Annotated in this window: 15 protein-coding genes; 7 read left to right on the top strand and 8 right to left on the bottom strand. The window is 74.0% G+C overall.

The features are described 5' to 3' along the window. Window positions 1-92: 92 nt before the first annotated feature. Window positions 93-1070, top strand: coding sequence for a LysR family transcriptional regulator (locus tag ACFYT9_RS02545; protein ID WP_387274606.1), 978 nt, complete (start codon window positions 93-95; stop codon window positions 1068-1070). Between the two features lie 54 nt (window positions 1071-1124). On the opposite strand, the gene ACFYT9_RS02540 is transcribed toward ACFYT9_RS02545, so the two are convergent. From ACFYT9_RS02540 to ACFYT9_RS02530, 3 genes are all read right to left on the bottom strand, one after another. After that, entirely contained in the window at window positions 1125-1952 is an 828-nt protein-coding gene (locus ACFYT9_RS02540; protein WP_389160456.1) for an EI24 domain-containing protein, read from the bottom strand. A gap of 109 nt (window positions 1953-2061) precedes the next feature. Further along, window positions 2062-2484, bottom strand: coding sequence for an organic hydroperoxide resistance protein (locus ACFYT9_RS02535; protein ID WP_030756379.1), 423 nt, complete (start codon window positions 2482-2484; stop codon window positions 2062-2064). Between the two features lie 64 nt (window positions 2485-2548). Further along, window positions 2549-3568, bottom strand: a complete 1020-nt coding sequence (locus ACFYT9_RS02530) for an NADP-dependent oxidoreductase (protein ID WP_389160454.1) — start codon at window positions 3566-3568, stop codon at window positions 2549-2551. A 91-nt stretch (window positions 3569-3659) separates the two neighbouring features. Between ACFYT9_RS02530 and ACFYT9_RS02525 the strand changes: the two genes are divergently transcribed. Continuing rightward, window positions 3660-4094: a MarR family winged helix-turn-helix transcriptional regulator gene (locus tag ACFYT9_RS02525; protein ID WP_376602486.1), complete on the top strand. Its 435-nt coding sequence runs from the start codon at window positions 3660-3662 to the stop codon at window positions 4092-4094. A 36-nt stretch (window positions 4095-4130) separates the two neighbouring features. Here the strand turns inward: ACFYT9_RS02525 and ACFYT9_RS02520 are convergent, their stop codons facing one another. After that, complete coding sequence (locus ACFYT9_RS02520; protein ID WP_389160453.1) at window positions 4131-5348, bottom strand: hypothetical protein; 1218 nt, start codon at window positions 5346-5348, stop codon at window positions 4131-4133. A gap of 238 nt (window positions 5349-5586) precedes the next feature. On the opposite strand from ACFYT9_RS02520, the gene ACFYT9_RS02515 reads away from it, so the two are divergent. The 4 genes from ACFYT9_RS02515 (at window position 5587) to ACFYT9_RS02500 (ending at window position 11163) form a co-directional block, all read left to right on the top strand. Further along, complete coding sequence (locus tag ACFYT9_RS02515) at window positions 5587-6684, top strand: rod shape-determining protein (RefSeq protein ID WP_389160451.1); 1098 nt, start codon at window positions 5587-5589, stop codon at window positions 6682-6684. A 39-nt stretch (window positions 6685-6723) separates the two neighbouring features. Further along, window positions 6724-8190, top strand: coding sequence for a GAF domain-containing protein (locus ACFYT9_RS02510; protein ID WP_389160450.1), 1467 nt, complete (start codon window positions 6724-6726; stop codon window positions 8188-8190). Window positions 8191-8432: 242 nt separating this feature from the next. Then, window positions 8433-9617 carry an MFS transporter gene (locus ACFYT9_RS02505; RefSeq protein WP_376602491.1) on the top strand — a complete coding sequence of 395 codons (1185 nt, stop codon included), beginning with the start codon at window positions 8433-8435 and terminating at the stop codon, window positions 9615-9617. 58 nt (window positions 9618-9675) lie between these two features. Further along, window positions 9676-11163: an acyl-CoA synthetase gene (locus tag ACFYT9_RS02500; RefSeq protein ID WP_389160448.1), complete on the top strand. Its 1488-nt coding sequence runs from the start codon at window positions 9676-9678 to the stop codon at window positions 11161-11163. Between the two features lie 100 nt (window positions 11164-11263). On the opposite strand, the gene ACFYT9_RS02495 is transcribed toward ACFYT9_RS02500, so the two are convergent. The 4 genes from ACFYT9_RS02495 to ACFYT9_RS02480 all read right to left on the bottom strand — a co-directional run bounded on the left by ACFYT9_RS02495 (window position 11264) and on the right by ACFYT9_RS02480 (window position 17496). Then, window positions 11264-14950: a S8 family serine peptidase gene (locus ACFYT9_RS02495; protein ID WP_389160446.1), complete on the bottom strand. Its 3687-nt coding sequence runs from the start codon at window positions 14948-14950 to the stop codon at window positions 11264-11266. Window positions 14951-15130: 180 nt separating this feature from the next. Further along, window positions 15131-16426, bottom strand: coding sequence for an MFS transporter (locus ACFYT9_RS02490; protein WP_387274622.1), 1296 nt, complete (start codon window positions 16424-16426; stop codon window positions 15131-15133). Then, entirely contained in the window at window positions 16423-16890 is a 468-nt protein-coding gene (locus ACFYT9_RS02485; RefSeq protein WP_387274624.1) for a GNAT family N-acetyltransferase, read from the bottom strand. The genes ACFYT9_RS02490 and ACFYT9_RS02485 overlap by 4 nt, the downstream gene beginning before the upstream one ends. 120 nt (window positions 16891-17010) lie before the next feature. Next, window positions 17011-17496: a MarR family winged helix-turn-helix transcriptional regulator gene (locus ACFYT9_RS02480; RefSeq protein ID WP_389160445.1), complete on the bottom strand. Its 486-nt coding sequence runs from the start codon at window positions 17494-17496 to the stop codon at window positions 17011-17013. Window positions 17497-17600: 104 nt separating this feature from the next. Here ACFYT9_RS02480 and ACFYT9_RS02475 point away from each other — a divergent pair, with 104 nt between their 5' ends. Beyond that, complete coding sequence (locus ACFYT9_RS02475; RefSeq protein ID WP_387274628.1) at window positions 17601-18017, top strand: organic hydroperoxide resistance protein; 417 nt, start codon at window positions 17601-17603, stop codon at window positions 18015-18017. Window positions 18018-18146 lie beyond the last annotated feature (129 nt).

Here is an 18146-nt window from a genome sequence, read left to right as displayed (position 1 = left end):
GTATGGGCGTGGACATGGCCAGTTCGGGACATCTCATCCGGCATAAGACGCGGGTTATGGTGCGGCCGTCCGGCCCTGCGTACGCTGCTGAAATGCAGCTGGAGTTGAGGCATCTGGAAGCCGTCTGCCGGATTGCGGAGGCGGGCAGTCTCGGCCGCGCGGCGCAGCTCCTCGGCGTCTCGCAGCCGGCCCTCTCGGCGCAGTTGCGGCGGATCGAGCGGGTCGCGGGCGGGGAGTTGTTCCTGCGCGGCCGGCGCGGGGTGGAGCCCACCCCGCTGGGGGAGTTCGTCCTCTCCAAGGCCCGGCTCGTGCTCGGCGAGATGGACGCGCTCGCGGCCGGGGCGCGGGCCGCCGACCCGGACACCCCGCTGCGGCTCGGCTGCATCCTGCTGGTGCTCGTGGACACCCTGCTGGGCCGGCTCGACCAGGTCGTGGCCGGGCGGGAGATCGCGGTGACGGTGGAGCACTCGGCGACGACGCTGACCCGGCAGCTCGGCGCGGGCCGCTACGACGCGGTGCTGTACGGCGAGGTCAACGACCACGAGGTGCCGCTGCCGCAGGGCACGACGGCCCGGACGCTCATCGCGAAGGAACCGTTCTGCGTACGTCTGTCCGCGGAGCACCCGCTGGCCGCGAAGGAGCGGATTCCGCTGGCCGAGCTGGCGGGCGAGTCCTGGATGACGCTGGTCGAGGACGACGACGGCGGCCCCGAGGCGCTGACCGCGGCCTGCGAGCGGGCCGGCTTCACCCCGTCACTGCGGCACCGGGTCTCCGACCGGAAGATCCACTACGACCTGATCGCCTCGGGCCGCGCGATCTCCCTGAGCCAGCCCACGGCCCCGCCCACCGACGGCACGGTCCTGCGCCCGCTGGAGGGCGACCCGGTGACCGGCCGCATCCGCCTGGCCTGGAACCGCTCCACGGTCTCCGCCCGCCACGCGGACCTCCTCTACCGCGCGGCGGCCGAGGCGTACCTGGCCAACGTCACCAACAACCCCTTCCACCAGGAGTGGTGGGCCGCCAGGCCGGAGCTTCACCCCGCCCTGGCGGACCGCGGCGACGGGGCGTAGCCGACGTCCGAGGCTTTGCGACCGCGCTCGTGCGGCGTCACGCGGGGTCCTGCGTCAGTGGGGGCGGTGGTGCGCCCCCTGGTCGCCGCCCGGGGAGAGAAGGCTGCCGCCCTCGTGATCGTCGTCCTCACCGGTCACGTCGCCCGTCTCGCCGCGCAGGTCGCGGACCATGAGAGTGGCACCGGCGACGGCGCCGGGCATCAGGAAGACGGCGACGAAGGGGACGATGAAGGCGACGGCGAGCGGGACGCCGAAGCCGAGCGTGGCTCCGCGCCGGCCGCGCAGCAGCGTCAGGCGCTCCTTGAGCTCGACGCCCCGGCGCTGGAGGGCGACGGCGGTCAGTTCCTCGGCGAGGAAGAAGCCGGAGACGCAGAAGCCGAGGGCGGGGACGACGGTCTGGCCGACGACGGGGATGAAGCCGCAGGCGAAGAGGAGCACGGCGTAGAAGGCGACCCGGAGCACCACCCGCAGGCTGTCGCGGGCGGAGATCAGCAGCTCGCGCCAGAGCGGCAGGCCGGACTCGGGGACATCGCCGCCCTGGCTGCGGTCGACGTCCTCGGAGAGCTTCTCGTAGAAGGGCTGGCCGATGAGGAGGGTGACGGCGGTGAAGGTGACGACGGCGAGGAAGACGCTGAAGCCGAGGAGGAGGGCCGCCATGACGTCGCGGAAGATCTCGCGCCACAGGGTGGACCAGTCGTCGGCGACGGGAGTCGCCCAGGCCACCACCTCGGTCACGTTGAAGGCGAGGGCCCCGAGCGCGCCGACGTAGAGGACGAGTGCCAGCAGACCGGGCAGCAGCCCGAAGCCGAACTGGCGTCCGTGCTGTGCCACCCACTTCTGGCCCTGGACCAGATAACCGAAACCCACCCCGAAATCGCGCATGCGGGCAGCCTAGCGGCATGCGATCACCGGCTCCGCACATGCGTGCGGGCCGCACCCCGGTCGGTCGGGGTGCGGCCCGCACGGGTCCGCACGCGGTGCGGCCGGTGGCTCAGACCGCGAGCTCGACCGTGATGTTGCCGCGGGTCGCCTTGGAGTACGGGCAGACCTGGTGGGCCTTCTCGATGAGGCTCTTGGCGGTCTCGGCGTCCACGTTCGGGATGGAGGCCGAGATCTTCACGATGATGCCGAAGCCGTCGTCGTTCTTGCCGATGCCGACCTCGGCGGTGACCGTCGAGCCGGAGATGTCCGCGTTCTCGTTCCGCGCGACGACGCCGAGGGCGCCCTGGAAGCAGGCGCTGTAGCCGGCCGCGAAGAGCTGCTCGGGGTTGGTGCCGTCGCCGGAGCCGCCCATGGCCTTCGGCGGGTTGACGACGACGTCGAGCTTGCCGTCGTCGGTGGCGACACGGCCGTCACGGCCGTTCTCCGCGGTGGCGACGGCGGTGTAGAGAACGTCGGAGTGCTGGATGGACATGCTGGTTCCTGCCTTCTTCTCCCCGCCTCGACTCGCGCCCACGATCGCGACGGCTGAGGGAAGACTACCGGTCCAGCGAGACGATCATCTTTCCGGTGTTGTCACCGCGGAGCAGACCGAGGAAGGCGTCCACGCCGTTCTCGATCCCGGTGACGAGGGTCTCGCGGTACTTCAGCTCGCCGGAGCGCAGCTTGCCGCCGACCTCCTCGACGAACTTCTGCTGGAGGTCGTAGTGGTCGCGGACCAGGACGCCCTGGAGGCGGAGCCGCTTGCCGATGATCATCGCCATGTTCCGCGGGCCGGGGACCGGCTCGGTGTCGTTGTACTGGGCGATCATGCCGCAGATGGTGGCGCGGCCGTGCACGTTGAGCGAGGAGATCGCGGCCTCCAGGTGCTCGCCGCCCACGTTGTCGAAGTAGACGTCGATGCCGTCCGGGGCGGCCTCGCGGAGCTGGTCACGCACCGGGCCGTTCTTGTAGTTGAAGGCGGCGTCGAAGCCGAGCTCCTCGACCAGCCACTTCACCTTCTCGTCGGAGCCGGCCGAGCCGATGACCCGGGAGGCGCCGCCCAGCTTGGCGAGCTGGCCGACCTGGCTGCCGACGGCGCCGGCCGCGCCGGAGACGAAGACGACGTCGCCCTCCTTGAAGGAGGCGGTCTCGAAGAGGCCCGCGTAGGCGGTCAGGCCGGGCATGCCGAGCACGCCGAGGTAGGTGGAGAGGGGGGCGAGCTCCGGGTCCACCTTGGTGGCGTGCTCGGCGGGCACACTGGCGTACTCACGCCAGCCGAGGCCGTGCAGGACGTGGTCGCCCTCGGCGAAGCCCTCCGCGTTCGACGCGACGACGACGCCGACCGCGCCGCCGTCCATCGGGTGGTCCAGCTTGAACGGCGGGGCGTAGGACTTCACGTCGTTCATCCGGCCGCGCATGTACGGGTCGACGGAGAAGTGGAGGTTCTTCACCAGGACGCGGCCTTCGGCGGGCGCCTCGACCGGGACCTCGCGCAGGGCGAAGTCACTGGGGGCGGGCCAGCCGTGCGGGCGGGCGACGAGGTGCCATTCACGGCTGGTGGCGGGCAGAGCGGTCATGGTGGGGACCTCCTCGAAAAAGCTTCACTTGATGAAACAACCATGCTCCTGAATATTTCATGTTGTCAAGCATCGGAGTACGATGGTGCCCATGCCCACCTCACACACCGACCCCGTGACCCTCGAAGTCGTCGAGCTGATCGGCACGGTCGTGGCGCGCTACCACCAGGAGTACGAGGAGGCCGCCGCCGCCCACTCCCTCACCGGCGCGCAGGCGCGCGTCCTCGGGCTGCTCACCCTGGAGCCCACGCCGATGCGGAAGATCGCCGAGAAGCTCAAGTGCGAGCCGTCCAACGTCACGGGGATCATCGACCGCCTGGAGTCACGGGGCCTGGTCGAGCGGCGCCCGGACCCCGCCGACCGGCGGGTCAAGCTGGCCGCGCCCACCGACGAGGGCCGGGACACCGCCCGCAGGCTGCGCGACTCCCTGCACTTCGCGCGCGAGCCGCTGGGCGAGCTGACCGGCGTGGAGCGCACCCTCCTCCGCGACCTGCTGCTCCGGATGCTCGGCGGATCCCCGGCCTGACGGAGCGGGGCACGGCAAGGGGCGCCCGGCGGAGCCCTACACGCACCACCAGAAGATTTGGGTGCAGCTCTCCGTGGGCTCCGGCGTCGGGGCCGGCGCGGTCGTCGGCGGGCGGGTGGTGCTCGCGGAGGCGCTCGGCGCCGGGCCGCCCGTGGCCGGGGCGGTGGACGAGGCCGAGGCGCTCGGCGTGGGCCCGGGCCCCTCGCCCTGCGGCCCCCCGGTGACCTCCGGCACGGTCGGCGCCGGGGAGGAGGGGGCGGCCGACGACGGTGCGGCGGAGGACGGACCGGCGGACGCGCCGCCCGTGGCCACACCGGCGCCCGTTCCCGTACCGGAGCCCGTACCCGTGCCCGTTCCCATGCCGGAGCCCGTACCCGCGCCCGGGCCTCCCGCCGGGGTGGCGGCCGTGCCGGAGCCGGAGCCCGATCCCGTACTGATCCGGCGCGGGCGCACGGTCGGCGACGCCGGAATCCCGGAAGCGCCGACCGCCTCGCGGCCCTCCCCGCCGTCCTCCCCCGCCCCGCCGTCCGGACCTCGGGACGGCAGCGCGGGAGGCAGCGGGGTCTCGGTGACCTCCAGCTCCTCCACCGCCGTGGCGGGCCCCTTCTCCTCCGGCTCCTCGAACACGGACTTCGCCAGGCCCAGCGACCCGGCCGCGAGGACGAGCCCCAGCGTGCTCACCGCGACCGTCCGGCCGCGACCGCCCCGCCCGCCGCTCCCCCGCTTCCGGCGGCGCGCGGCGGACCGGTCCCCCGCCCTTCCGCCGGACCTCGGCGGCACCACCACGTCCAGCTCGAAGACGTGCTCGGGAGCGAGCGGCGCGTCGGCCTCCGGCTCCGGAGCCTCCTCCCGCACCTGCGGCTGAGGGACGGGCGCGTACGGCTCGGAGGCGTACGCCGTCGGGGTGTGAGGCTCGGAGGCGTACGCCTCGGAGCCGCCGTACTGCCCGGAGCCGCCGTACTGCCCGGACGCGCCGCCGTACTGCCCGGGCACGCCGTACGCCTCGGACCCGCCGTACGCCTGTGACGGGTACGGCCGGGACCCGTACGGCTCGGAGGCGTGGGCCCCGGAGACGTACGGCTCCGCCGGGTACGGCTCCGACCGGTACGGCTCCGGGGTCTCGGCGCCCTCGTGAGGCGCGGGGTGAGACGGGGCCTGGGGGGTGTCGTACCGCAGCCGCTCGACGGGAGTTCCGCACCCGGCACAGGCGAGGGCCCCGTTGAGATGCCGCCGGCACGCGTGGCAGTAGTCCATGGGGCTCGCACGCTAGAACGAGCGGCACGGCTCCGGGGAGGCAAAGACGTGAGGATCCTGTGAGGAAACCACAGGTGAGCGCCGTGGCGCCGTGATTCACCCGCTTCGCCACCTCCGTCCGCCCGGCCCCGGGCGGCTCAGCCCAGCGCGCGCGGCGGGCCCGGCGGTCGCACCATGCGAACAGGAACCGAAACGCGACACCTCGCCCGTGTCAGCACCGCACTCCGGAGGATCCGCCGTGACCGTCAGCCTCGATCAGCTGCGCCGTTGCCATGTCGCCGTCGACCTGGGTGCCGCCCGCACCCGGGTCTTCGTCAAGGGAGCCGGGCTCGTCGTCGACGAGCCGAGCGTCGCCGCCGTCAACACCCGTACCGGAGCGCTGATCGCGGTCGGCGCGCTCGCCGAGAAGATGACCGGCCGCACCCCCGACTACATCCGGGTCGTGCGCCCGGTCTCCGGCGGCACGGTCGTCGACATCGAGATGGCCCAGCGGATGCTCCGCCACCTCCTCGGCGAGAAGCTCCGCCGCCAGCTCCGCCGCAAGCCCCGGCTGCGCGCCGCCGCCTGCACCCCGCACGACAGCGACCCGCTCGCCCAGCGGGCCGCCGTGGAGACCCTGGTGGGGCTCGGGGCGCGCCGGGTCGAGCTGGTCGACACGCTGATCGCGGCGGCCGTCGGCTGCGGCCTCCCCGTGGAGCAGCCCACCGCCACCATGATCCTGGTGTGCGGGGCGGCGACGACCCAGGTCGCGGTGCTCTCGCTCGGCGCGATCGTGACGGCCGAGCGGATGCCGGTCGGCGGCGACGCCATCGACCACGCGATCATCCAGCACCTGCGCCACCACCACGAGCTGATGCTGCCGAGCCAGTCGGTGCGCCCGCTCCAGCTCGCGCTGAGCGGCAACGGCCTCACCCCGCACGGCCCGGCGTCCACCGAGATCCACGGCCGGGACGTGGCCACCGGCCTGGCCCGCTCGGTCACCGTCGACACGGCCGCCGTGCGCCAGGCGATCCACACCCCGCTGACGGCGGTCCTCGACGGCATCGGCAAGGTGCTCCGGGACTGCCCGCCGGATCTGGTGGCCGACCTCGCCGACCGCGGGATCATGATGGTCGGCGGCAGCGCGCTGCTCCCGGGCCTGGACCAGATGCTGCGGGACGCGACCGGGATGCCGGTGCACATCGCCGAACGGCCCGACGTCTGCGCCGTGCTGGGCCTCGGCGCGATGCTGGAGGGCAAGGTCCAGCCGATGGTCCTCGATCCGCTCGGCGCCCACCGCGGCCTGGCGGACGACCGCGACCTCGACCGCGAGCTCGCCGACGACCTGACGGAGTGAACAATCCCGACATCGCCTGATTCGTACGCCGATGAGACCATGGTGATCATGGACGAGGACACCGGGCAGGGGCAGGAGCGGGAGCAGGCCCGGCTGCCGATGCTGCTCGAAGCCGTCCTCGGCGTCGGCACGGACCTCGAACTCCGTGCCACGCTCCAGCACATCGTGGACTCGGCCGCCGATCTCGTCGGGGCCCACCGCGGGGCGCTGGGGGTCGTGGACCCCGAGCGCCCCCGGCTCACGGGACTCTTCACCACCGGGATGACCGACGAGGAGCGGGCCCGCGCCGCCCGGCTCCCCGCCGGCCCCGACGACCTCGCCGGTCCCGACGACCTCGGCCCCGGCGACGGCCTCGGCGTCCCGATCCGCGTGCACACGCAGGTCTTCGGCAACCTCCACCTCGCGGGGAAGCCCGGCGGCTTCACCGAGGAGGACCTGGCCCTGCTGCGGGTGCTCGCCGCCCAGGCCGGCATCGCCATCGGCAACGCCCGGCTCTACGAGACGGCCCGCCTGCGCGAGCGGTGGATCGAGGGCGCGGCGGCCGTCACCACGGCGCTGCTCACCGGCGAGTCCGCCGAGGACGCCCTGATGACCGTCGCCGAACAGGCCCGGATCCTCGCCGACGCCGCCGCCGGCGTGATCCTCCAGCCCACCCCCGAGGGCGGGATGGAGATCGTCACTGCCTCCACCACGGACGACCCCGCCGATCTGGTCGGCACCACGATCCGGCCCGGCTCCGCCGTCCTCGTCCAGCTCCTCGGCGGGGAGCCGGTCTTCATCGAGGACTCGTCGACCGACCCGCGGATGACGACCCCGGTCCGCTCGCGGTTCGGGCCGTCGATGATGCTGCCGCTGCGCAGCGGCGGGAGGCTGATCGGCACGCTCGCCCTCCCCCGCCGCCGGGACGCCGAGCCGTACTCGGCGGTGGACCGGCTGCTCGCCTCCCAGTTCGCCTCGCAGGCGGCGCTCGCGCTGGTCCTGGCGGACGCGCGGCACGACCGGGAGCGGCTCGCGGTCTTCGAGGACCGCGACCGGATCGCCCGTGACCTGCACGACCTCGTCGTCCAGCGGCTGTTCGCCACCGAGATGATGCTGGAGTCGACCCGCCGCCGCGCCGAGAGCCCGCCCGAGGAGGACGAGCTGCTGGGGAGGGCGGTGGACGAGCTGGACTCGACGATCCAGGAGGTGCGGACGACGATCTTCGCCCTCCAGCAGCCGCCGGCCGAGGCGCCGACGACCTTCCGGGGGCGGGTGCTCCGGGAGACCGGCGGGGCGGGGGTGCTGCTCGGCTTCCAGCCGTCGGTGCGCTTCACCGGGGCGGTGGACACGCTCGTGGACGAACCGGAGGCGCGGAAGCTGCTCGGCGCGCTGCGCGGGGCGCTCGCGGCGGCCCACCGGCGGTCCGGGATCGGGCGGATCCAGGTGGACGTCGGGGTCGGCGACGAGGGCGCCTGGCTGCGCGTCGAGGACGACGGCACCCCACCGGCGAAGGTGACCTGGCCGTAGTAGGGGGCGTCGTGCCGATCAGGCCGGGCTCGCGGCGTTCCGGCACCACGCCCCGCCGCGTCGTCGGCGCTCCCTGATCCGGCCTGTCGCTCCCTCGATCCGGCCTGATCGACGAGACGCCCCCTGGGCTCCACCCCCCGGACGGAGCAGTCCCGCGCGCCCGGGGCCGGTGCCGGATCTTGACTGAGGGGGTGAACTCCGACGCCAAACCCCCCACCGCGGCGGCCTACCGCAATCTGGTGATGGCCACCATCGGCTTCACGCTCACCTTCTGGGCGTGGGACCTGATCGCGCCCCTCGGCAGCTGGTACGGCGAGCGCCTGGGCCTGAGCTCCTTCCAGCAGTCCTTCCTCGTCGCGGTGCCGGTGCTCGTCGGTTCGCTGGGCCGGATCCCGGCCGGCGCGCTGACCGACCGGTACGGCGCGAAGCTGATGTTCCCGCTCGTCTCGGCGCTGACGATCATCCCGGTGCTGCTGCTCATCGTGGTGAAGGACTCCTACGGCCTGATGCTCGTGGTCGGCTTCCTCCTCGGGCTCGGCGGCACGACCTTCGCCATCGGCATCCCGCTGGTCAACTCGTGGTTCCCACCGGAGAAGCGGGGTCTGGCGCTCGGCGTCTTCGGCATGGGCATGGGCGGCGTGGCGCTCTCCGGCTACTTCACCCCCCGGATCGCCAAGCACGGCGAGAACCTGCCCTTCATCGTCGTGGCGATCGCGCTCGCCGTGTACGCCGTGCTCGCCGCCGCCCTGATCACCGACCGCCCCGACCGCCCGGTGCCGACCGCCTCGCTGGCGAGCCGGCTGGGCTCGGCCGGCCGGCTGCGGGTGACCTGGGAGCTGTCGGCGCTGTACGCGATCGGCTTCGGCGGCATCGTGGCCTTCGGCGTCTACCTGCCGACGTACCTGAAGACCTGGTACGAGCTCGACCCGACCGACGCGGGCACCAAGGCGGCCGGGTTCGCGCTGGTCACCGTCGTCTTCCGGCCGATCGGCGGCTGGCTCTCGGACCGGGTCCATCCGGCGGTCGTCACCACGTGGGCGCTCGGCACCGTCGCCCTCTTCGCGATCGTCCAGGCCTTCGACCCGAAGCTGAACCCGGGCGGCACGATCGCCCTGCTCGTCATGGCGGCCGGTCTGGGCACCGCGAGCGGCTCGGTCTTCGCGCTGGTCTCGCAGGTCACCCCGCAGGCCAAGGTGGGCTCGGTGACCGGCATCGTCGGTGCGATGGGCGGCCTCGGCGGCTTCGTCCCGCCGCTGGTCATGGGCGCGATCTACAGCGCCAAGGACTCGTACTCGATCGGCTTCATGCTCCTCTCCGACCTGGCGCTCGCGGGGTGTGTCTACGCCTACGGGCGGATGCGCGGGATCCGGCCGGGCGGCGACGAGCCGGCGGCCGGGGCGACGAAGGTCACGGCCGGCTCGCCCTGACGCCCCGGCAGAATCGTCCCCGGCAGCACCCTCGCCCCCGACCCGAGGAGTTCGACCGGTGGACGCCCCGCTCTCCCCGCCCCTGTTCCCGGCCCTCGCGGCCCCCACCGGCCGCCCGGCCCTGCGCTGCGGCCCGGACGCGCTGTCGTACGAGGAGCTGGCCCGGGCCGTCGGCGCGCTCGCCGCCAGGATCGCCGGGTCCGGGCGGGTCGCCGTGTGGGCCGCGCCGACCGCCCGGACGGCGGTGGCCGTGGTGGCGGCGCTGCTCGCGGGCGTCCCCGCCGTCCCGCTCAACCCCCGCTCCGGCGAGCGGGAGCTGGCGCACATCCTCGGCGACAGCGCTCCGGAGCTGGTTCTCGCGGGCCCGGCGGAGGAACTGCCGGCCCCGCTCGCCGCGCTCCCCCGGGTCGACGTGGAGCTGGAAGGAGCGGAGGCGGATCCAGGCGCCGGGGCGGTGCCGCCGCCCGCCGGGGCGGGTCCGGAGTCCACCGCCCTGATCGTCTACACCTCCGGCACCACCGGCCCCCCGAAGGGCGTCCTGCTCTCCCGCCGGGCGGTCGCCGCCTCGCTCGACGCGCTCGCGGAGGCGTGGGCGTGGACGGCGGACGACGTCCTCGTCCACGGGCTGCCGCTCTTCCACGTCCACGGCCTGGTCCTGGGGATCCTCGGGCCGCTGCGGCGCGGTGGCGAGGTCCGGCACCTGGGCGGCTTCTCGGCCGAGGGGGTGGCCCGCGAGCTGGCCTCCGGCGGCACGATGCTGTTCGGCGTGCCCACCATGTACCACCGGCTCGCGGACGCCCTCCCCGGGGATCCGGCGCTGGTGGAGGCGCTGTCCGGGGCGCGGCTGCTGGTGTCGGGCTCCGCGGCGCTGCCGGTGCGCGACCACGAGCGGATCGCGGCGGCGACGGGCAGGACGGTGGTGGAGCGGTACGGGATGAGCGAGACGCTGATGAACACCAGCGTGCGGCCCGGCGGCCCGCCGCGCCCCGGCACGGTGGGGACGCCGCTGCCGGGCGTGGAGGTGCGGCTGGTGGAGGAGGACGGTTCGGTGCTCGGCGGCTCGGACGGGGAGACGGTCGGCGAGGTGCACGTGCGCGGGCCGAACCTCTTCTCCGGCTATCTGAACCGGCCGGACGCGACGGAGGCGGCCTTCGACGGGGGCGTGGCCGGCGGCTGGTTCCGCACCGGCGACATGGCCGTCCGCGAGGCCGACGGAACGATCCGGCTCGTGGGCCGCAAGGCCACCGACCTGATCAAGAGCGGCGGGTACAAGATCGGCGCGGGCGAGATCGAGAACGCGCTGCTGGACCACCCGGGGGTGCGGGAGGCCGCCGTCACCGGCGAGCCGGACCCCGACCTGGGCGAGCGGATCGTGGCCTGGGTGGTGCCGGCCGACCCGGCGGACCCGCCGGCGGACGCGGAGCTGGCGGACCACGTGGCCCGGCTGCTCGCCCCGCACAAGCGGCCCCGGGTGGTCCGCCTGCTGGACTCCCTCCCCCGCAACGACCTGGGGAAGGTGCTGAAGAAGCGGCTGCCGCGGGGATGACGGCCAGGGCGTGTCCCGCACGTCCCGCCCGGCACGCGACGCCCGGCACGCCCTGAGGGCCGGACCCCCGACGGGGTCCGGCCCTCTTCCGCTCAGCGGGTCACTTCACGCCGACCGCGCGGATCAGCTCCTGGGTGACGGAGCCGCCCTGGTCGTCGCTCGCGCCGGCCCGCAGGGAGACGGCCCGGGCGCCGGACGGGACGCGGAGCTCGCCGGTCCAGGCCGCGCCCTTCCCGGACTTCCGCAGCTCGACCGCGCGCCAGGTGGCGCCGGAGTCGTAGGAGACCTCCAGGCTGCCGCCGGTGATGGTGCCGGTGCCGGTCGCGCCCTCGACGTACTCGGCGAAGATGCCGACCGGGATCCGGGAGCCGCCCCGGACGTCGCCGTACAGGTCGGTGTCGAGGTCGAAGCCGAGGTTGAGCATCGGCAGGTAGGTCACCCGGTCGGACGGGGTCTCGGCGGAGCGGACCGTCCACTCGGTGTGGCCCTTGGCGCCGAGCCGCCAGCGGGCCGGGTCGAGGGTGGTGTCGGTGACGACCTTGAAGGTGGCCTCCTCCGCCGGGGCGTCCCAGGCGTAGGCGCCGGAGCTCATCTTGCGGTCGACGCGGACGCCGTTCACGTACACCTCGGTGTACTGGGTCATGCTGTCGTCGCCCCACACGTTGCCGAAGCCGGTGTGGTCGCGGCCGGAGTCGCCCCAGCCGGGGGTGTTGAACCGCAGGTCGTTGCCGGTGCGCTGCTGGCCCCAGCCGAGGCCGGTGCCGAGCCAGGGGTGCCAGACGGGTCCGAACCACTCGCTGCGGGTGACGGAGCCGCCGCGGTAGACCGAGCGGCCGCCGCGCTGCTCCAGGGACTCGCCGAGGTCGACGGACTCGTGCCACTGCTGGCCGGTGCCGGTGGAGACGTACTCGGTGCGCTCGGCCGGGAAGGCGATCCACTCCTTGAAGCCGACGCCGACCTTGAAGGTGTCGGTGATCGAGAAGCGGAACTCGCCGCCCAGTTCCTTCCGCTTGGTCGGCGCGTGGAAGGTGGAGCGGACGGTGGCCAGGTCCCGGTGGCCGGGGCGGAGGACGAGGTCGGTGCCGATGCGGCCGGGGTGGCCCTCGGAGAGGTCGTAGACGTACGGGGTGAAGCGGGTGCCGGTGAGGTCGAGGCGCTTGCCGCGGGCGGCTCCCGCGGCGAGCCGGGCGGCGTCGGCGCGGTTCACGGTGACGACGGCGAGCGGGCGGTCCTGGTAGTCGGCGGTGCCGAACCACTTCAGCAGCCGGCCTGCGGTGTCGTCGGTGACGACGAGCGCCGTGGCGCCGGCGTCCTGGGCGGTCTGGGCGACCTGGACCGGGTCCGCGCCCTCGGCGAGGCGGACGAGGACGGCCTTGCCGGTGACGTCCTTCCCCGCGTACTCGGCGGGGGTGCCGGTGCCCGCGTCGGCGAGGCGGAGGCGGTGGCGGCCTTCGAGGAGGGCGCTGCCGCCCTGCGGGCGCAGGTCGGCGAGGCGGGCGCCGTCGACGCTCGCCTCCGCCATCGGCTTGCCGAGCCGCCAGACGGTCCGGTACTCGAAGGTGCCGTTCCTCACGGGCGCGGTGGGCGCGGCGAAGAGGGAGTCGTAGGTGAGCGGGACCTGCACGATGTCGGTGTAGCCGGTGCCGTTCGCCTGGCGGTCGTACTCCATGACCAGCTGGCGGGTCTCGGTGCGCTTCTCGACGTCGGCGCGTATCTCGCGCAGCTGCCGGCCGTCGAGGGTGATCTCGCGGTCGCGGTCGAGGACGACCTCGGGGGCGACCATGAAGCCGAGGCCGAGGGAGTCGGAGCCCTGGGCGCCGCGCACGTCGAGGAAGGTGTCGACGGTGTACGTGCCGGGCTTGAGGCGGAGTTCGACGGTGCCGGACTCGCCGACGGAGGCGGGGAAGGGGTCCTCGCCGGGGGTGAGTTCCTTGATGCCGAGGCCGGCGGAGGCGGGGGCGCCGTCGCGGTCCTTGACGTGGACGGTGAGGGTGTAGCGCTCCTCCTCCTTGACCAGGCCGAGGGCGGTGCGGGCGACCGGGGTGCCGTCGGCGGTGGCGGTGATCCGGCCGGAGCTGGTGCCGACCGGGGCGCCGGTGCCGTCGCCGGTGACGGTGGTGGAGGCGGAGCCGTGGGCCGGGACGGTGAGGGTGGTGTCGGCGAGGGCGGCGGTGCCGGCCGGCATGCCCTCGACGGCGAGGTCCAGCTCGACGGGGGTGTCGGAGGAGTTGGTGTACGTGACGGTCTTCGTGACCGGCTTGTTCTCCTCGTAGGGCCAGGCGAAGAAGCCGAGGTCGGCGGAGCCGGTGGCGGTGACGTCCGCGGCGATGGCGGAGGCGACGTCGACGCGGCCGGCGCCGAGGTCGTACACGGAGGCGTCGAGGGTCTTGGAGCTCGACATGAGGGCGTCCTTGAGCTGGGCGCCGGTCCAGTCGGGGTGCTTCTCGGCGAGCAGGGCGGCGACTCCGGCGACGTGCGGGGTCGCCATGGAGGTGCCGCTCATCGAGGTGTAGAGGCCGGTGCCCTCGGTGAGCTGGGAGCGGGCGGCGAGGATGCCGACGCCGGGCGCGGAGAGGTCGGGCTTGAGGGCCTGGTCGCGGTAGCGGGGGCCCTTGCTGGTGAAGGAGGCGGCCTCGTCGGCGGAGTCGACGGCGCCGACGGTGAGGGCGGAGTCGGCGGCGCCGGGCGAGCCGATGGAGCCGGGGGCGCCGGAGTTGCCGGCGGCGATGACGAAGAGGGCGCCGGTCTCGGCGGAGAGGGTGTCGACGGCCTGGGCCATCGGGTCGGTGCCGTCGCTGCCCTCCCGGGAGCCGAGGCTCATCGAGACGATCTTCGCGTCGATGTCCTTGGCGGCCCACTCCATGCCGGCGATGATCTGTGACTCGGTGCCGGAGCCCTCGTCGCTGAGGACCTTGCCGACGGCGAGGGTGGCGCCGGGGGCGACGCCCTTCTCCTTGCCGTCGGAGCCGGCGCCGCTGCCGCCGACGGTGGAGGCGACGTGGGTGCCGTGGCCGTCGCGGTCGGCGACCTCCTGGCCCTCGATGAAGGACTTCGACTCGGCGACCCGGCCGGCGAGGTCGGGGTGGCTCGCGTCGACGCCGGTGTCGAGGACGGCGACCTTGACGCCCTTGCCGGTGAGCCCGGCCTCCCACGCCTTCGGGGTGCCGATCTGGGCGTTGGACTCGGCCATGGCGGCCGTCACCCGGGCGTCGAGCCAGACCTTGGCGGGGGCGGCGGCGCGGGCCGCCGGGCCGGCCTCTCCGGTGAAGGACTGCCAGAAGGCGGCCGGGTCGGTGGCGGTGACGGCGGCGCCGCCGACGCTGGGCAGGGCGCGGACGGTCTCGGTGCCGCGCGGGGTGCCGTGGGCGGCGCGGGCGTTCTTCCCGCCGTACGTGACGATCAGCGGGAGCGTGTCGGTGACGCCCTGTTCGACGAGGCCGGTGATGTCGAAGAGGCGAGGGTCGAGGGCGCCGGAGTCGAGGTGGCGGCGGGCCTCGTCGGGGACGACGGTGACCCGGCCGTCGGTGACCTGGGTGCGGACGGCGCCGGTGGCGCCCTTCGCCCGGTCGACGGTGACGGTCTGCCGGCCGCCGTCGAGTCCGGTGAGGGTGACCCGGTCGCCGGTGACGAGGGTGACGGTGGCGGAGGCGGCCGGGCCCCGGAAGGTGTCGGGAACGGCGGCGGCCGTGGCGCCCGGCGCGGCGGCGGTCTGCCCGGCCGAGAGCATCACGAGGGAGACGCCGGCGGCGATCAGCCCGGCCCTTCCTCTGGTCGACGGTGCGGTCATGGGGGGACTCCTCGCGGACCCGGGGGTTCGGGGGTGGGATTCCGGATCCGCGAGGAGTCTGGTCGCTGGGAGGGAAGTTGAGTCCTGTCGCGGCTGGCGGCTATGTGCCGTGGCGGCCAACCGCCAGTCGGGCGAAGACGGGTCGGTACGGGAGCGTCCGGGACGCTCCGGATGGACGCGTCAGGGGGTCGGGTCGAGCGCGTCGTACCGGCGGAACCCCCGTGCGAACAGGGCGAACACGCCGACGGCGAGGACGCAGAGGATGCCGCCGCCGGTGATGGCGACGGCGGGCGAGGTGAGGTCGGCGACGGAGCCGGCGACGAAGTCGCCGAGCCGGGGCCCGCCCGCGACGACCACGATGAAGACGCCCTGGAGCCGGCCGCGCATCTCGTCGGGGGCGGCGACCTGCATCATCGTGTTCCGGAAGATCATCGACGAGGTGTCCGCGTATCCGGCGGCGGCGAGGCAGAGGAGGCCGATCCAGAGGTTCCGGCTGAGGCCGAAGGCGGCGATGGCGAGGCCCCAGGCGGCGACGGCGATGAGGATGGCCTGCCCGTGGTGCCGGATCCGGCTCTGCCAGCCGGAGACCACCCCGCCGAGGAGCGCACCGAACGCCGGTGCGGCGACGAGGAGTCCGGTGGTCTTCGCGTCACCGCCGAACCAGAGGACGGCGACGGCCGGGAAGAGTGCCTTGGGCTGGGCGAGGATCATCGCGAAGAGGTCGGAGACGAAGGTCGCGCGCAGGTTGGGGCGGGTGCCGAGGAAGCGCAGCCCGTCGAGGACGGACGCCCTCTCCCGGGCTCCCGGCTTCCCTCCCGCGGAGGCGGCTCCCGCCGCCCCGGTGCGCTCCGGCGGCATGGAGGGCAGCCGCCACATCGCGTACAGGCTCGCGAAGAAGGCGAGGGCGTCGATGAGGTAGGCGGTCTGGTAGCCGGCGACGCCCACGATCACACCGCCGAGGCTGGGGCCGACGAGCGTGCCGAAGGTCATGACCATGGAGTTCAGCGCGTTGGCGGCGCGCAGCTGTTCGGGCGGGAGCAGCCGGGGGATCATCGCGCTGCGGGCGGGGGAGTTGAGGGCGGCGCAGACGGCCTGGAGGGCGACGATCGCGTAGAGGAACCAGACGCGGTGGAAGCCGGCGAAGGCGGCGGCGGAGAGCGCGGCGGCGAGGACGGCGGAGCCGGTGGCGCCGGCGAGCCCGAGGGCGCGGCGGTCGACGGTATCGGCGATCGCCCCGCCGTACAGGCCGAAGACGACCAGCGGCACGAGGGAGAAGAGGCCGACGAGGCCGACGGAGAAGGCCGAGCCGGTGATGTCGTACACCTGGAGGGAGATGGCGAGGGCGGTCATGCCCTGGCCGACCCAGGAGACGGTGTTCCCGAACCAGAGGCGGCGGTAGTCGGCGGAGGTGCGCAGCGGGGTGAGGTCGGCGAGGATCCGCCGCTTGTCGTCCCGCGGCGACTCGACGGCGGTCACGCCGCGGCCGCGGCGGGGCCGGTGAGGTCGTAGCTCAGCTCGGGGCGCTCCCAGTGGATGCGTCCGGTGGGGGCGACGGTGCCGGTGCGGCGGGCGCCGGTGCGGAGGTAGAACTCCTCGGCGGGCGGGTGGGCGACGACCCGGACGGCGTCGAGCCCCGCGGCGCGGGCCTCGCCCGCCATGTGGGTCATCAGGGTGCGTCCGATGCCGAGGCCCTGGGCGGTGTCGGCGACGAAGGCGAGGTCGAGCTCGGCCTCGTCGAGGAGGAGGGCGTAGAAGCCGAGGACGCGGTCGTCGGCGTCGACGGCGGCGTAGACCGGGTGGTGCTCGATGTAGGCCCCGCCGACCTGGTAGCCCTCCACCATGACGGCGTACGGCCCCCGGTAGGCGGCGGAGCCGCGGACGAGCTTGGTCAGGCGCTTGGAGTCGGCGGCCGTGGCGCGGCGGACGGTGATCTCGGGCATGCGCCGAGTATAGGAGCGTCTACGAGTTTCAGCCCTTACATTTTGGTGACGGCCGGGTGACCGAGGGCCTCGGTCCGCCGGAACCGTCAGTCGCAGGAGGGGCGCAGCTCGCCGGAACCGTCAGTCGCAGGAGGAGCGCAGCTCGCCGGGGTCGAGGGAGTCGAGGCGCTCGGCGAGGGCGGTGAGCCGTTCCCGGAGTTCGCCGATGGAGGCGAGGTCGAGGCCGGTGGCGGCGGCGATCCGGCGGGGCACGCCGAGGGCCCGCTCGCGCAGCGCGGCGCCCGCCGCGGTGGCGCGGACGGTGACGGACCGCTCGTCCTCCGCGCTGCGCCTGCGCTCCACGTATCCGGCCGCCTCCAGCCGCTTGAGCAGCGGCGACAGGGTGCCGGAGTCGAGCCGCAGCCGCTCCCCGATGCCCTTCACGGGCAGCTCGCCGTGCTCCCAGAGCACGAGCATGACGAGGTACTGGGGGTAGGTGAGCCCGAGCTCCTTCAGCGCCTCGCGGTAGACGCCGTTGAACGCGCGGGTGGCCGCGTGCAGCGAGAAGCAGATCTGGTGGTCGAGCCGGAGGAAGTCCTCGTCCGGGACCGTGTCGAGCGTCTCCATGACTCCAGGGTACGCGAACCCCCGCGCACTATTCAGTTGTGCACAACTGAATAGTGCGCTACTAATAGAGGGCAGCCCCTCCCGAGGACAGAACGGAAGAACCCATGGACGCCCTGTACACCGCCGTCGCCACCGCCAACGGGCGCGAGGGCCGCGCCGTCAGCTCCGACGGCCACATCGACCTCCCCCTCGCCCACCCCCAGGCCCTCGGCGGCAACGGCCAGGGCACCAACCCCGAGCAGCTCTTCGCCGCCGGCTACGCCGCCTGCTTCGCCAGCGCCATGGGCGTCGTCGCCCGCCAGGAGAAGATCGACATCTCCGAGGCGTCCGTCACCGCCGAGGTCTCCATCGGCAAGGACGCCGCCGACGGCGGCTTCGGCCTCGCCGTCGTCATGCGCGCCGAGTTCCCCGACCACCTCCAGGGCGAGGCCGGCCGCGTCCTGCTGGAGAAGACCCACGCCTTCTGCCCCTACTCCAAGGCGACCCGCGGCAACATCACCGTGGACCTCGTCGTCGAGTAGTCCGCGGGCAGCCCCGCCGGGGCCGGTCCGGGCGGGCGCCGGGCCGGCCCCGACCCGTTCCGCAGGAAGGATCGGCGTACGGGGTGGCGACGGATCCGGCCCTCGCCATACCCTGGAGGACAGGGCGGC

The organism is Streptomyces sp. NPDC004435 (assembly GCF_042873895.1).
Taxonomy (GTDB): domain Bacteria; phylum Actinomycetota; class Actinomycetes; order Streptomycetales; family Streptomycetaceae; genus Streptomyces.
The sequence above is the reverse complement of the archived record's forward strand: the minus strand, read 5'-3'. Positions and strand labels throughout refer to the sequence as shown.